Annotated in this window: 12 protein-coding genes; 10 read left to right on the plus strand and 2 right to left on the minus strand. The window is 42.6% G+C overall.

The features are described 5' to 3' along the window. Positions 1-169 precede the first annotated feature (169 nt). Positions 170-778: a TetR/AcrR family transcriptional regulator gene (locus tag AC4E8A_RS05600; protein ID WP_490197292.1), complete on the plus strand. Its 609-nt coding sequence runs from the start codon at positions 170-172 to the stop codon at positions 776-778. Positions 779-793: 15 nt separating this feature from the next. After that, positions 794-2068: an MDR family MFS transporter gene (locus tag AC4E8A_RS05605; protein ID WP_490197293.1), complete on the plus strand. Its 1275-nt coding sequence runs from the start codon at positions 794-796 to the stop codon at positions 2066-2068. A 58-nt stretch (positions 2069-2126) separates the two neighbouring features. Here the strand turns inward: AC4E8A_RS05605 and AC4E8A_RS05610 are convergent, their stop codons facing one another. Then, on the minus strand, positions 2127-2399 hold the full coding sequence (locus AC4E8A_RS05610) for a DUF1292 domain-containing protein (RefSeq protein WP_490197294.1): 273 nt from the start codon (positions 2397-2399) through the stop codon (positions 2127-2129). A gap of 165 nt (positions 2400-2564) precedes the next feature. Here AC4E8A_RS05610 and AC4E8A_RS05615 point away from each other — a divergent pair, with 165 nt between their 5' ends. Next, on the plus strand, positions 2565-2855 hold the full coding sequence (locus AC4E8A_RS05615; protein WP_490197295.1) for a hypothetical protein: 291 nt from the start codon (positions 2565-2567) through the stop codon (positions 2853-2855). A gap of 80 nt (positions 2856-2935) precedes the next feature. On the opposite strand, the gene AC4E8A_RS05620 is transcribed toward AC4E8A_RS05615, so the two are convergent. Further along, positions 2936-3832 carry a glycerophosphodiester phosphodiesterase gene (locus tag AC4E8A_RS05620; protein ID WP_490197296.1) on the minus strand — a complete coding sequence of 299 codons (897 nt, stop codon included), beginning with the start codon at positions 3830-3832 and terminating at the stop codon, positions 2936-2938. 188 nt (positions 3833-4020) lie between these two features. On the opposite strand from AC4E8A_RS05620, the gene AC4E8A_RS05625 reads away from it, so the two are divergent. The 7 genes from AC4E8A_RS05625 (at position 4021) to proC (ending at position 13382) form a co-directional block, all read left to right on the plus strand. Next, positions 4021-4878 (plus strand): amidase domain-containing protein, encoded by an 858-nt coding sequence (locus AC4E8A_RS05625; protein WP_490197297.1) that lies wholly within the window; start codon positions 4021-4023, stop codon positions 4876-4878. Positions 4879-4942: 64 nt separating this feature from the next. Continuing rightward, positions 4943-5425 carry a tRNA (uridine(34)/cytosine(34)/5-carboxymethylaminomethyluridine(34)-2'-O)-methyltransferase TrmL gene (trmL, locus tag AC4E8A_RS05630; RefSeq protein WP_490197298.1) on the plus strand — a complete coding sequence of 161 codons (483 nt, stop codon included), beginning with the start codon at positions 4943-4945 and terminating at the stop codon, positions 5423-5425. Positions 5426-6023: 598 nt separating this feature from the next. Continuing rightward, entirely contained in the window at positions 6024-6773 is a 750-nt protein-coding gene (gene nfsA / locus AC4E8A_RS05635; RefSeq protein WP_490197299.1) for an oxygen-insensitive NADPH nitroreductase, read from the plus strand. A 1115-nt stretch (positions 6774-7888) separates the two neighbouring features. After that, positions 7889-9784 (plus strand): PrkA family serine protein kinase, encoded by a 1896-nt coding sequence (locus tag AC4E8A_RS05640; RefSeq protein WP_490197300.1) that lies wholly within the window; start codon positions 7889-7891, stop codon positions 9782-9784. A gap of 384 nt (positions 9785-10168) precedes the next feature. Next, positions 10169-11335 (plus strand): sporulation protein YhbH, encoded by a 1167-nt coding sequence (yhbH, locus tag AC4E8A_RS05645; protein WP_490197301.1) that lies wholly within the window; start codon positions 10169-10171, stop codon positions 11333-11335. A gap of 140 nt (positions 11336-11475) precedes the next feature. Continuing rightward, positions 11476-12498: a phosphotransferase enzyme family protein gene (locus tag AC4E8A_RS05650; RefSeq protein ID WP_490197302.1), complete on the plus strand. Its 1023-nt coding sequence runs from the start codon at positions 11476-11478 to the stop codon at positions 12496-12498. A 77-nt stretch (positions 12499-12575) separates the two neighbouring features. After that, positions 12576-13382: a pyrroline-5-carboxylate reductase gene (gene proC / locus AC4E8A_RS05655; RefSeq protein WP_490197303.1), complete on the plus strand. Its 807-nt coding sequence runs from the start codon at positions 12576-12578 to the stop codon at positions 13380-13382. Positions 13383-13416: the final 34 nt, after the last annotated feature.

A 13416-nucleotide genomic window follows, 5' to 3' on the forward strand; every position in this document is an offset into this window, starting at 1 on the left:
GTACCACTTGCAAACATGCAGTCGGTCTCTAATTCTCCGGGGAGAGAGGTGGGACCGGCTTTTTTATAGGTGAAAAAGATATTTAATAGAATATATTTACAATTAGTGAAATACATGTTATGTTTTTGATTGATTGATCAATCAATTTTATAGAGAAAGGATTATATCAATGTCTGACCAACCATTATCCATGACCGAGAAAAAGAAGCTAAAACGAGCCTCTATTCTACATGCAGCCATCAGAGTGTTCAGTGAGAAAGGATATGCAGAAACAACGATTGCGGTAATCGCAAAAGAAGCAGGAGTTAGTTTCGGGACAGTATTTACATATTTTGAGACAAAAGAAATCTTGTATGAGACAGCTGTTCTGGAACCCCTGGATGAAATCAAGCCGTACTTTTTTAAAGTCGAAGAGTACTTTGAAGGAGATCCTTTAGACAAGATCAAGCAGATGATTGAGTACCATGTGGATTTATTTTCAGGGCGCAGTGAATTCCTCCGTCTTATCCAGCAGGTTCTTGGGAGGCCGGACCGCTATCCCCTGCTGTTTGAGGAACTGGACCGTTTTGTGGAAACCTTTGTGGATGCTATCACTCCAGTTATTGAACAGGGGCAGCGGCAGGGAGTTTTCTATAAGGAAACTCCAGCGTTGATGGCACAATCATATCTGGCAATTTTAAACGGGATGAGACTGACTTATATTAATGAAGCTGCTCACTCGTTATGGGACGCATTGACAATCCAAGCGCTGCGTCTATTTGCACCAATCACCAAATAGTAAGGAGGAGACGGCATGAAATTGAGAGACATTCACCCGAATATTAGACTGAGACTGGGGATGCAGTTCTTAGGGGGGCTCATCTCCATGGCGGTGATCCCTTTTCTGGCAATCTACTTTGCCCGAAAGATCGGGGCTGCGGAAACGGGGCTCATCTTAATGCTGGTTGTCATCAGTGGAGTAGTAGGGGGATTTATAGGCGGCCATATTTCTGATAAAATCGGCCGAAGAAAAATTATGATTTATTCCGAGGTCGGTGTCCTCTTTTCTTATCTCCTGATCGCTGTTTGTAATTCACCATGGTTCGACCTCCCATATGTATCAGCAGCATTGTTTATTATCAACATGTTCTGCGGGGGGATGTTCCAGCCTGCAGCACAGGCAATGATCATAGATGTGACGGATTCCAATTCCAGAAAATTCGTGTTCACCATCAGTTACTGGCTGGGGAATTTGGCAACAGCCCTAGGGGGAATCATAGGAGCGTTTCTTTTTAAATCTTACCTGTTCGAGCTTTTTATCGGAATATCGGCTATTTCTTTGCTATCTGTTCTTATAACTGTTTTCTTCATCTCAGAAACCTACACTCCAAACCCTTCACCAGAACTCCCAAGGAAACCCAATTCTAAGAACTCCATTCTGCTTGAATATGCTGCAGTGATGAAAGACAAACTTTTTATGTACTATATTGCAGGAGCGATTCTGGTTTTTTCCTTAGAGCAGTCCCTGACCAACTATATTGCCATCAGGCTGGAAAGGGATATCCCTGAGCAATCAGCCTCTATCCTTGGCATTGATTTCGTTCTTGATGGTACAAAGCTGCTTGGCTTTCTGCGGACAGAGAATACATTACTTGTCGTGATTCTCTCGGCAGCCGTTATATTTTTGTTTAAAAGATGGAAAGACCGCTGGACTCTTGTCACGGGTATGTCGGTTTTCACTGCCTGCTTCAGCATTTTGGCATTTACGAACAATATTTGGGTTTTATTCATTGTGATGTTTATCGGAACGGTCGGTGAACTGATGTATGTTCCCATCAAACAAGCCATGATAGGTGATCTGGCGCCATCCCATGCCAGAAGTACCTATATGGCGTTTTACAGTTTAACTTTTTATGGAGCAATGATTGTCGCCTCGCTTCTCATCATTGCCGGACAATGGATTTCTCCGGTTTTGATGGGAGCCGTTCTGATGATTTTAGGACTGACAGGCACAGCCTTTTATGCAGTTATCATGAAGAAGCTGGACTCTGCAGATGGGACTGAATCAAAAACAGCGGCTATATCATAGGGAAGACCGGTATTTTTGGAAAAACAAACAGAGCTCCTGTTATCAGGAGCTCCATTTTCTATGAATGGTCCATTTCAAGATTCCCCGTTCCTTCCACAGCAATCTCGTATGCTGCAAGGATGGATTCATAATCCTCTTCATTTTTGATATTGACAAGATACTGCTCGGGTCCCTCTTCCTCGACCTTCATGACAATCGTATGATCATTGTTATCGGACTTCAACATGGCATAAGAACCGCCCTTCATCTCAAACAATGCTTCCACCATATATTTTTCCTGGCGTCCATTCTCATCTTCTATCGTAATAGTATCTCTATAAACATCATGCATTTTGAAAATCCTCCAATAGTAAGGTAGTCCTGCTTATCGTGTCCCTAAAGGACAGGGTTCATGTGAAAAACGAAAATGATTATAAAGGAATGAAATGCTCAGTCTATCAATTGATAGGATGATAAAAGGACATACTAAAAAAAAATCACCTGGGGGCGGACGAGTGTGAAAATTGATGACCAGGAAAGGAATCAGCTTAGTGAGGCAATCGACCATTTGTCTGAAGGGCTTGATGCTGTTATTGAGCTGTATAATGAATCAGTGGAAGATAAGCCGCTTCTCCAATTGACAGAAGAGAACGAAGGGTTATTGACTAAAGCCATCATCAAATTCGGGGGGGAAGAAGTAAATGGAAAGGTGAATAAAGTGATAGCCGAGCTTCTTGAATGGCTGCCTCTGGATGATGTGGGAAAAGAAGATAGCGATGAAACTGAAGACGAGCAGACTGAAGAATGAGTTACACAAAAAAACAGAGAAAATAGGCTGGATTTTCTCTGTTCTTTCATTTGAAAAAGGCGAATATATAGAAAATCCAATCATTTTTTTATAAAGAGCATGGCGAGAAGGCTGAGTGCGCTGAGCAGGAACGAGGTTTTTTCAAGCAAGGAGGTTGAATTGTAGTATTGTTCAACAGGGTAGTTGGTAATGATGCCATTTACATTGAGGTTGCGCAAGCTCCGTGCCGTTTTCGAGTCAGAAACTGTCCAAGTTAAGACATTCAAGTTTCTTTCTTTTGCCTGCTGCATGAAATCCGCATCTACAAGGGCTGCTTTAGGATTGATGAAAGTAGCGAAACCATCAACGGCAAATAGATCTTCCCCAGAGGTGAATTCCGAATCTCCAACAATGATTCCAGTCGGGACACCAGGAAGCAGCTGGTGAAATTCCTGAATGGACTGGCGATCAAACGATTGCACAATTATCGGGGATGCGGGGCTGTCTGCAGGAAACCTATTGCGTAATATATTTGCCAGTTCCTCTTCAATCCCTGGGTAAATGGACGGATGCTTGAGTTCAATCAGGATTCCGGTTCGTCCCTCATACCGGTCAAGGATTTTCTCAAGAGACGGGATTCTTTCTCCCTTGAATTTCGGGCTGAACCAGCTTCCTGCGTCAAGAACAGCCAGCTCTTCAAAGGTTAAGCTTTTAATTCTTCCTGTTCCATTAGTTGTCCGGTTCACTGTCACATCATGCATGGCCACCAGTTTGCCGTCCCCGGTCATCTGAACATCGACTTCGATGTAATCAGCCCCAAGGGTGACAGCCATATCAAAGGAAGAAATTGTATTCTCAGGGGCTAATGCAGAAGCACCTCGATGAGCCACTATTAACGTATCATCAGCCTGCTTGCCTGCCAAAGATTCTGAAATTCCATTAAGGAAACAGAAAATAGTGAAACTGAGAAACAATGAGAGAAGTATTCTGATAAACATTCCTCCTTCCAGCCTGTTTGATAAACGGGTAAAAAAATTCCTTCCTCTTAATTAAAATATGCACTAGTGGGACGAATGGTCAGTGGAAGGGGATCGATTTTCATGGTTGCAGCCTATCTATTCAGCTAAAATTTAGTTTTGCCCTGCTTTCTTCTATCATAGACATAAATGAGAAGGAGGCTGAGCAGATGAGACGGCAGCTGATGGCAAGACTGGAGGAGAGAATTGAAAAGTTTGTTGGGGGGGAAGGCTCTGAGAAAATTCAACGTAAGAATGAGCTGGTGATGGGGAGAAACGGAGCAATCGTAAAGGTCGAGGGAACGGGAAGAATCGGATCAGTTCAAAAAGTTGAGGATGGAAGGAAGGTTGATTATACACTTCATCTTAAATATCTGATCAAGCAAAAAGATTTCATGCATATTGAAGAAGAAATAGAAACGAGAGAGGCGTTTTTTTATAAGGGCCAGCTGGTCAGTGATGATGAGATTCCTGTTGAGTACAGCGGTGATCTTGAGCCAGAAATCAATTTTCGCGATCAGGAAGAAAGACGAGATGCCTATCAATATGACCGCCTGAAAGCTGTTCAGTATGCAGAGAAATGGTGGAATAGTTATAACCCTGCTTATAAAAAATTTGACGTTGATTGCACAAATTTCATTTCCCAATGCCTTCATGCAGGAGAGGCGCCGATGAGGGGATATCCAAAACGTGGAACAGGCTGGTGGATGCGGAATAATAACTGGAGTTACAGCTGGTCTGTTGCCCATTCACTCCGCATGTACCTGCCTTCCTCCACTTCCGGTTTACGAGCAGAAGAGGTAGGAAGCCCGGATGAATTAAAGCTCGGGGATGTAATTTGTTATGATTTTGAAGGAGACGGAAGATATAATCATAACACGATTGTGACCTCCAAAGATGCCTTTGGGATGCCCCTGGTCAATGCTCATACGACCAACAGCCGGCTTCGTTATTGGAGCTATGAAGATTCAACTGCCTACACCCCGAATATCACTTATAAATTTTTCACAATCGTTGATGATGCATAGATATTGTTCCTGGAATAAACAATGGTATAATGTCACATAGAGTTTATTAACGAGGTGACGAAAAGTGGGTATACATGTAGTACTATATCAACCAGAAATTCCGGCCAACACAGGGAATATCGCCAGGACCTGCGCGGCAACGGATACGACTCTGCATTTGATCAGGCCGCTGGGTTTTTCAACCGATGACAAAATGCTGCGCAGAGCGGGGCTAGATTACTGGCAGTTTGTAGAAATTATTTACTACGATTCACTTGAAGAATTTTTTGAGAAAAACAAAGGTGGAGAGTTCTACTATCTGACGAAATATGGACAGAACGTGCACTCCGGCTATGACTACAGCAATAAGGAAAAGAATCATTTCTTTATTTTTGGAAGGGAAACAACAGGGCTTCCGGATGAAATCATTGAAAATAATAAGGACCGCTGCCTTAGAATTCCGATGAATGAAAATGTCAGATCCCTTAACCTGTCCAATACAGCGGCAATTCTTGTATATGAAGCGTTGCGCCAGCAGGATTACTTGGATTTAAATAGAAAACTCTAAAGGACCGGGTGATGCCGGTTCTTTTTATTTGTGGATGGTTTTCGGGAGGGAAATAAGCTTTGCCTTCAAGAAGGAGTGAGAGCGGAAGGCCTGATTCCGTTTGTAATGGGGTTCCAGGTGATAAATATTGTGTTATAGAAAGCAATTCTGGTTATAACGGCGATGGGTCAGCCCTCCTGTTGTTGGCTGGGTTATCATAATGGTGTGTTTTTGATATAAACACCCGGTTATAAATCCTGGGCTGTTTATAATCCGGTGTTTTTGGATGAACCGCCCTGTTATAAGAGTTGCCATTGTTTATAGTGGGGTGTTTTTGATTCAAACACATGGTTATAAATCCAGGCACTGTTTAAAATCCGGTGATGGTTCAAAACACCCTGTTATAGGCAAAATTCTGTTTCTAAAACGGTGTTTTCACTCCTACCCACCCCTTTCGTAGATGAACCCCTTCATTGATAATACACTTCTTCTTTCTAATGATTGAAGTACCAAAGCGAAAACCCTTTTGACTAAATAAGATGGATTCGGATTCTTTTTATTTGTCTTGAATTAAGGGTACCCTTAACATAGAAGCTGAATCTATAATGGAGGTATTAACATGAATTCAACGATTGAAACCATATTGGCCCACAAGTCAGTGCGAAAGTTTAAAGCTGAAGAACTGGCAAAGGAACAGATTGAAATTCTGGTGAAGAGTGCCCAGGCAGCGTCTACCTCCAGCATGATTCAGGCCTATACGATTATTGGTGTCACAGATCCAGAAAAGAAGGCAAAGCTTGCAGAAATTGCGGGGAATCAAACTTACGTCGAAAAAAATGGCCACTTCTTTGTTTTCTGTGCAGACCTGTACCGACATGAAGTCATTGGTGAAAAGGAAGGTGCGGAGGTGACCGAATCACTTGAAAGCACTGAAAAATTCATGGTGGCCATGATTGATGCAGCTCTTGCCGCACAGAATGCAAGCGTGGCTGCTGAATCGATGGGACTGGGAATTTGCTACATAGGCGGAATCCGGAATGACTTGAACGCTGTGAGTGAAGTTCTTCAGATTCCTGACAGGGTAATTCCTTTATTCGGCCTGGCAGTGGGGGTTCCCGATGAAGATAACGAGCTCAAGCCAAGAAGGCCGGTGACACATGTTTATCATGAAAATACTTACAGGTCTGATAAGGAGACAGTGTCTAAGGAGCTCGATGAATACGATCAAACGGTTTCCAATTACTATAGGGAGCGGACCAATGGGAAAAGAGAAGATACTTGGTCAGCTCAAATGGCGAGAATGCTGGAGGGCAAAAAACGGATGTACATGAAAGAGTTTGTTGAGAAGAAGAAGTATGACTTGAAGTGAGACATTCTTTAAAGAATGACCCCAAAATTGATGCCAGGTAAGGAAATTGGTTTATTGATCTGTAGAAATGGACCAAAAATTGTGGCCAGGAGAAGAAAATTGGTTCAATAATGGAAGGAATAGACCGAAATTCCAGTGCGGACAAGGAAATATGGTTCATTAATCTGGGGAATAGGCCATAATTTTAGGGCAGGTAAAGAAAATTGGTTTATTAATCTGTAGAATGGACCAAAGATTGTGGCCAGGAGAAGAAAATTGGTTCAATAATGGAATGAATAGACCGAAATTCCAGTGCGGACAGGAAATATGGTTCATTAATCTGGGGAATAGGCCATAATTTTAGGGCAGGCAAAGAAAATTGGTTTATTAATCTGTAGAATGGACCAAAGATTGTGGCCAGGAGAAGAAAATTGGTTCAATAATGGAAGGAATAGCCCGAAATTCCAGTGCGGACAGGAAATATGGTTCATTAATCTGGGGAATAGGCCATAATTTTAAGGCAGGCAAAGAAAATTGGTTTATTGATCTGTAGAAATGGACCAAAGATTGTGGCCAGGAGAAGAAAATTGGTTTATTGATCTGTAGAATAGTACAAAAAATAAGGGCCGGCGAAAAAAATTGGTTTAATAATCGAAAGAATCAATTGAATTTCCAGTACTGGAAATGGGTATTCCGGCAATACCCCGTTTCCATAAAAATGAATTCAAACACAGAGGATTGCCCGATAAATCGAAAACGGCATCAATAGTGGTTCATTCAATGCAAAAACCCCTGCCATCCGGCAGGGGTTTTTTAAGTCCATTATCAGTCTTTGTTCGTTCCCGGCTTGTTGTTATAGCCTGCTGTAAAGATTGCGGAAAGGAAAGTCACGATAACACCTAAAATTAGAATAGTACCCATATCTATGTAGTCCTCCTCAAATTAATGATTCGTAGTCAATGCTTCTCTTAGTATAGCCTATTTCCCTGTTTATGTGAATGTTAACCCTGAGATTTTTGGGGCAATTTTTGAAAACTTTTCGAACAAGGGGACATTTTTCTTTAATTAGCATGATTGTCTAAATGAAGGCATAGAGTATAATAATCGCTCTCAACAAGTGACAGGGGAGGTCCTTTATGGATATTTTAAAAAAGGTTGAAGGCCATCGAGTTGAAGAAGAAAAGCTGAAATGGGAAGGTACTTTTGCAGATTATTTGAATGTCATCAAGGAGAGGCCAATTGTAGCTCAGTCAGCACATTCACGTGTGTTCAATATGATTAAAGATGCCGGGGTGGAAGAGGTTAATGGAAAAAGGAAATATAAGTTTTTCAGCAACCAGCTGTTCGGGCTTGAGGAAGCTTTAGAGAGGCTGGTGGAAGAATATTTCCATCCAGCTGCGAAAAGGTTGGATGTAAGAAAAAGAATCCTGCTTCTCATGGGACCGGTCAGTGGTGGTAAGTCTACGCTGGTTTCCATGTTGAAGAGAGGTCTGGAAGCCTACTCCCGGACGGATCGGGGAGCTGTTTATGCTATTAAAGGCTGCCCGATGCATGAAGATCCGCTCCATTTAATCCCTCAGCATTTAAGAGCGGACTTCTTTGAAGAATACGGCATCAGAATTGAAGGCAATCTGTCACCGTTGAATACAATGAGAGTCGAGAAAGAATACAGCGGCCGGATAGAAGATGTTCAGGTCGAAAGAGTATTCTTTTCCGAGGATAAAAGGGTCGGTGTCGGAACTTTTAGCCCGTCAGATCCAAAGTCACAGGATATTGCCGACTTGACGGGCAGTATTGACTTTTCCACCATTGCTGAGTATGGATCGGAATCAGATCCGCGCGCTTACCGGTTTGATGGAGAGTTAAATAAGGCGAACCGAGGCTTGATGGAGTTCCAGGAGATGCTCAAATGTGATGAGAAGTTCTTATGGCATTTGCTGTCCCTCACACAGGAAGGGAATTTTAAAGCAGGAAGGTTTGCCTTGATATCTGCCGATGAGCTTGTTGTGGCACATACGAATGAAACAGAGTACAGATCATTTATTTCGAATAAAAAGAACGAGGCGCTGCATTCCAGGATCATCGTTATGCCTGTTCCATACAACCTGAAGGTGACTCAGGAAGAAAAAATCTATGAAAAAATGATTAACGAGAGTGATGTGTCGGATGTCCATATTGCGCCTCATACAATGAGGGTGGCAGCCATGTTTACGATCCTGACCCGATTGAAGGAACCGAAGCGCGGAGACATTGATCTGATCAAGAAGATGAGATTGTATGATGGGGAGAGTGTGGAAGGTTTCAATTCTGCGGATGTGGAAGAGATGAAGAAAGAGTATCAGGATGAGGGCATGAGCGGCATTGACCCCCGCTATGTCATCAACAGGATCTCATCGACCATCATCAGGAAAGAAATGTCTTCGATTAATGCCCTGGATGTACTCCGTTCTCTGAAAGAGGGCCTGGACCAGCACCCTTCCATAACACAGGAATTGAGAGAGAAGTACCTCAACTTCATTTCTGTGGCCCGTAAGGAATATGACGACATTGCCAAGAAAGAAGTTCAAAAGGCATTTGTGTACTCCTATGAGGAATCGGCGAAGACACTCATGGACAATTACCTGGATAATGTGGAGGCTTACTGTAACAAAGCTAAGCTGCGAGATCCATTGACTGGTGAAGAAATTAACCCTGATGAAAAATTGATGCGCTCCATTGAGGAGCAAATCGGAATTTCTGAAAATGCCAAAAAAGCCTTCCGGGAAGAAATTCTCATAAGGATTTCCGCCTATGCCCGTAAAGGAAAAAGGTTTGACTACAACTCTCATGACCGCTTGAGAGAAGCCATCCAAAAGAAATTGTTTGCCGATCTTAAAGATGTCGTCAAGATCACGACTTCGTCCAAAACACCGGATGAACAGCAGTTGAAGAAGGTCAACGAGGTCGTGGCAAGATTGATTGATGAATGTGGATACAATTCAACTTCAGCCAACGACTTATTGAAATATGTCGGAAGCTTGTTAAATCGGTAAATAATGTAGAGGAAGAGCTGGCAGCCTGCAGATGGAGGCTGCCGGCTTTCTCTTTTTTCTCTATTGTGTAATGAAGGATGAGTATATAAATAGATCCCCTAATGTAAAATGCCCATTTTTCACTTTCTTCCCATTTTTACACATAAGCAGCTGATTGCTTTAATACTTATTTATACACCTTGCTTATAGGGAGAAACGGGCTTGTCCAGGGTATTAGGTGAATGTACAATTGTCGAAATTATTTGTAAATTTATTGCCGGTTCTGCATAGTATAGAGTAATCAGCGATAGATTTTATCTCTGTTGCTTTTTCTTTTTAGGCACTCATGACAGTATATGCACCCCTATGTATCTTTGTGAATAATCAATTAAGGAGGGGAAAAGAATGAGTCAAATGGATAATTATCAGTTTGTGATTTCAAAGGAAGACTGGTCCCTCCACCGTAAAGGCTATGATGATCAGCAAAGACATCAGGAAAAAGTTCAAGATGCCATAAGAAATAATCTGCCAGATTTAATCTCCGAAGAGAACATCATTATGTCAAACGGCCGGGACGTTGTAAAGATACCGATTCGTTCACTGGATGAATACAAAATCCGCTACAATCATGATAAGAACAAACATGTCGGCCAGGGAAAGGGAGACAGTCAGGTTGGAGATGTGGTAGCAAGGGACGGCTCACAGCAAAAAGGTCCTGGGAAAGGCCAAGGGGCAGGGGACCAGGCTGGAGAAGATTATTATGAAGCGGAAGTTTCAATGATGGAGATTGAAGAGGCGCTGTTCAGCCAATTGGAACTGCCTAACTTGAAGAAAAAAGAACAAGATGTTCAGACGGTGGAGAATATAGAGTTCAATGATATCCGTAAAACCGGATTAATGGGCAACATTGATAAGAAGAAGACAATGATGTCAGCTTTTAAAAGAAACGCTATAAGCGGTAAACCAAGTTTTCATCCGATCTATCAGGAAGATTTGAAGTTCAGGACCTGGAATGAAGTATTGAAGCCGGAATCAAAAGCAGTGGTACTTGCGATGATGGATACGAGCGGATCGATGGGAGTGTGGGAAAAATATATGGCCAGGAGCTTCTTCTTCTGGATGACCCGTTTTCTCCGAACGAAATACGAAACGGTTGAAATTGAATTCATCGCTCATCATACTGAAGCAAGAGTTGTATCAGAAGAGCACTTCTTCTCAAGGGGAGAAAGCGGCGGTACGATATGTTCATCAGCTTATCGAAAAGCTTTGGAACTCATAGAAACAAAATATCAGCCTTCAAGGTACAACATTTATCCCTTCCATTTCTCTGACGGTGATAACCTGACCTCAGACAATGTCAGGTGTGTAAAATTGGTTGAAGAATTGATGAAGGTTTCGAATATGTTCGGCTACGGGGAAGTCAACCAGTATAATCGACATTCCACTTTGATGAGTGCTTATAAAAACATCAAGGACGAACAGTTCCGGTACTTCATCTTGAAGCAAAAAGCTGACGTGTTCCATGCCATGAAAAGCTTTTTCAAACAGGAAGAAAATAAAATGTACGCATAAAAGACAGGGAAACCTGTCTTTTCCTTTACCGCTTTAAAGCACTAGGGGACTGTCCCCCAGTGCTTTAAAGCGGTAAAGTGTTGGAGGATATTTTCTTCATACGGCGAAATGGATAGAGAAAAAACTTTTGGGGGTCCAAAATGGAAAAATGGGTTGAAGAGCTTTTTAACGAGGAAGTATTACAATTAGCTGCAGATTTATATGGGGGGAATAGTGCAAATGCCAAAAAGCTGGGGGATTTTGAAAACTATGTATACGAGATACATAAAGGTGACAAACCCTGTATCCTGCGTTTGACACACAGTTCTCACCGAAGCAGGGAACAGGTAGTGGCCGAGCTGGAATGGGTCAATTACCTGCATTCAACAGGTGTGAATGTATCACTTGTCAGCCATTCAGCCCATGGAAATCTGGTGGAGGAAATACAGGCAGGGAAGACATCATTCTATGTCTGCTTGTTTGATAAAGCACCAGGCAGCCCTGTTGGTATCGGATCAGACCTTCTGGGTCCCGCTCTCTACCAGGAATGGGGAAGGACAATTGGAAAGATGAACAGGGTGACGAAGGATTTCAAGGAGGGCCCATCTTTTCGGGCGCATTGGTATGATGATGATTTATTGGTAAACATCAGTAACTATTTACCTGCGGAAGACCTGGGTATCATACATGAAGCAAAAGCGATTGTGGAAACTCTCCAAGGCTTTACGGCAGAAAGCAATGAATATGGTCTGGTCCATTCGGATCTCCACCTTGGCAATTTCTTTTATAGTGAAGGAGAAATTCATGTCTTTGATTTTGATGACAGTTCGTACCACTGGTTTTCCAGCGATATAGCCATTCCTCTTTATTATTCAACCTGGGGAAAATTGGGGAGGAGCAGCCTTGAGGAACGCTCAGCATTTGGGGAAGAGTTTTTGATGAACTTCCTGATTGGCTACTACAGAGAAAATGACCTGGAGGACCAGTGGATTATGCGCATCCCCTTATTTTTAAAATTGAGGGATATCGTTCTTTACACCGTGTTTCATAAGAAGTTTGATATAAACAATCTATCGGAACGAGAAGCAGGTGCAGTTGCAGGCATCAGAAAGAGACTTATAGACGGTGAACCGATGGTGCAGCTGGATTATGAAAAAATCCTCAGCCTCGTGAAGAAAGCGTAAGCCCTCCTATTCCTTGAAAACAGGCTGTCATTATAATACTGTAGAATAGGCAATGAAACGATACAGGATGTGAGAAAATGGACAAAAAAATAGGTTTTATCGGAAGCGGCAATATGGCAAAGGCAATAGTAGGAGGTTTATTATCTTCCAAAATAGCTGATTCGGAAAGTATTATGGCGAGTGCCATGACTGAATCCACCACTAAAGCCATCAAGGATGAATTCAATGTAAAAACGACAACAGATAATGTAAGGGTGGCAGAGGCTGCAGATTACCTCTTTTTAGCAGTCAAACCCGATCAGTATGCAGGCGTGATCAATGAGGTAAAAGATTACATTAAAGCAAACACGATTGTCATTACCATTGCGGCAGGCGTGACACTTGCTTCACTGGGAGAGCAGCTGGGCAGAGAGGTTAAAATCATACGGACAATGCCTAATACACCGTCTCTTGTAGGAGAAGGAATGAGTGCACTGTGTCCTAACGAAAAGGTAACCGAGGAAGAAATGGCCCAGGTAATGGAATTATTTTTAAGTTTCGGACGGGCAGAAGTACTTGAAGAGTATCTGATGGATGCGGTTCCTGCAGTCAGCGGATCTTCCCCGGCCTATGTATTCATGTTCATAGAAGCTCTTGCAGATGGGGCAGTCAAACAGGGGATTCCAAGAGATAAAGCGTATAAGATGGCTGCCCAGGCAGTATTAGGAGCGGCGAAAATGGTGCTTGAAACAGGCAGCCACCCCGGACAACTGAAGGATGCAGTTTGTTCTCCCGGCGGGGCAACGATTGAAGCGGTAAGTACTCTGGAAAAGACGGGCTTCCGGGCATCGGTATTATCTGCCATGGAAAGTTGTTATAAAAAGTCGGCAAACATGATTGATTAACAAAAAAAGGATTTCCCATAATTCGGGAAGTCCT

The organism is Bacillus sp. SRL337, from assembly GCF_984799155.1.

What these genes read in the sequence shown, in the direction of transcription:
- AC4E8A_RS05600 (WP_490197292.1), top strand. Translation starts at nt 170, where the DNA reads ATGTCTGACCAACCATTATCCATGACCGAGAAAAAGAAGCTAAAACGA.
- AC4E8A_RS05605 (WP_490197293.1), top strand. Translation starts at nt 794, where the DNA reads ATGAAATTGAGAGACATTCACCCGAATATTAGACTGAGACTGGGGATG.
- AC4E8A_RS05610 (WP_490197294.1), bottom strand. Translation starts at nt 2,399, where the DNA reads ATGCATGATGTTTATAGAGATACTATTACGATAGAAGATGAGAATGGA.
- AC4E8A_RS05620 (WP_490197296.1), bottom strand. Translation starts at nt 3,832, where the DNA reads ATGTTTATCAGAATACTTCTCTCATTGTTTCTCAGTTTCACTATTTTC.
- AC4E8A_RS05625 (WP_490197297.1), top strand. Translation starts at nt 4,021, where the DNA reads ATGAGACGGCAGCTGATGGCAAGACTGGAGGAGAGAATTGAAAAGTTT.
- nfsA (WP_490197299.1), top strand. Translation starts at nt 6,024, where the DNA reads ATGAATTCAACGATTGAAACCATATTGGCCCACAAGTCAGTGCGAAAG.
- AC4E8A_RS05640 (WP_490197300.1), top strand. Translation starts at nt 7,889, where the DNA reads ATGGATATTTTAAAAAAGGTTGAAGGCCATCGAGTTGAAGAAGAAAAG.
- yhbH (WP_490197301.1), top strand. Translation starts at nt 10,169, where the DNA reads ATGAGTCAAATGGATAATTATCAGTTTGTGATTTCAAAGGAAGACTGG.
- AC4E8A_RS05650 (WP_490197302.1), top strand. Translation starts at nt 11,476, where the DNA reads ATGGAAAAATGGGTTGAAGAGCTTTTTAACGAGGAAGTATTACAATTA.
- proC (WP_490197303.1), top strand. Translation starts at nt 12,576, where the DNA reads ATGGACAAAAAAATAGGTTTTATCGGAAGCGGCAATATGGCAAAGGCA.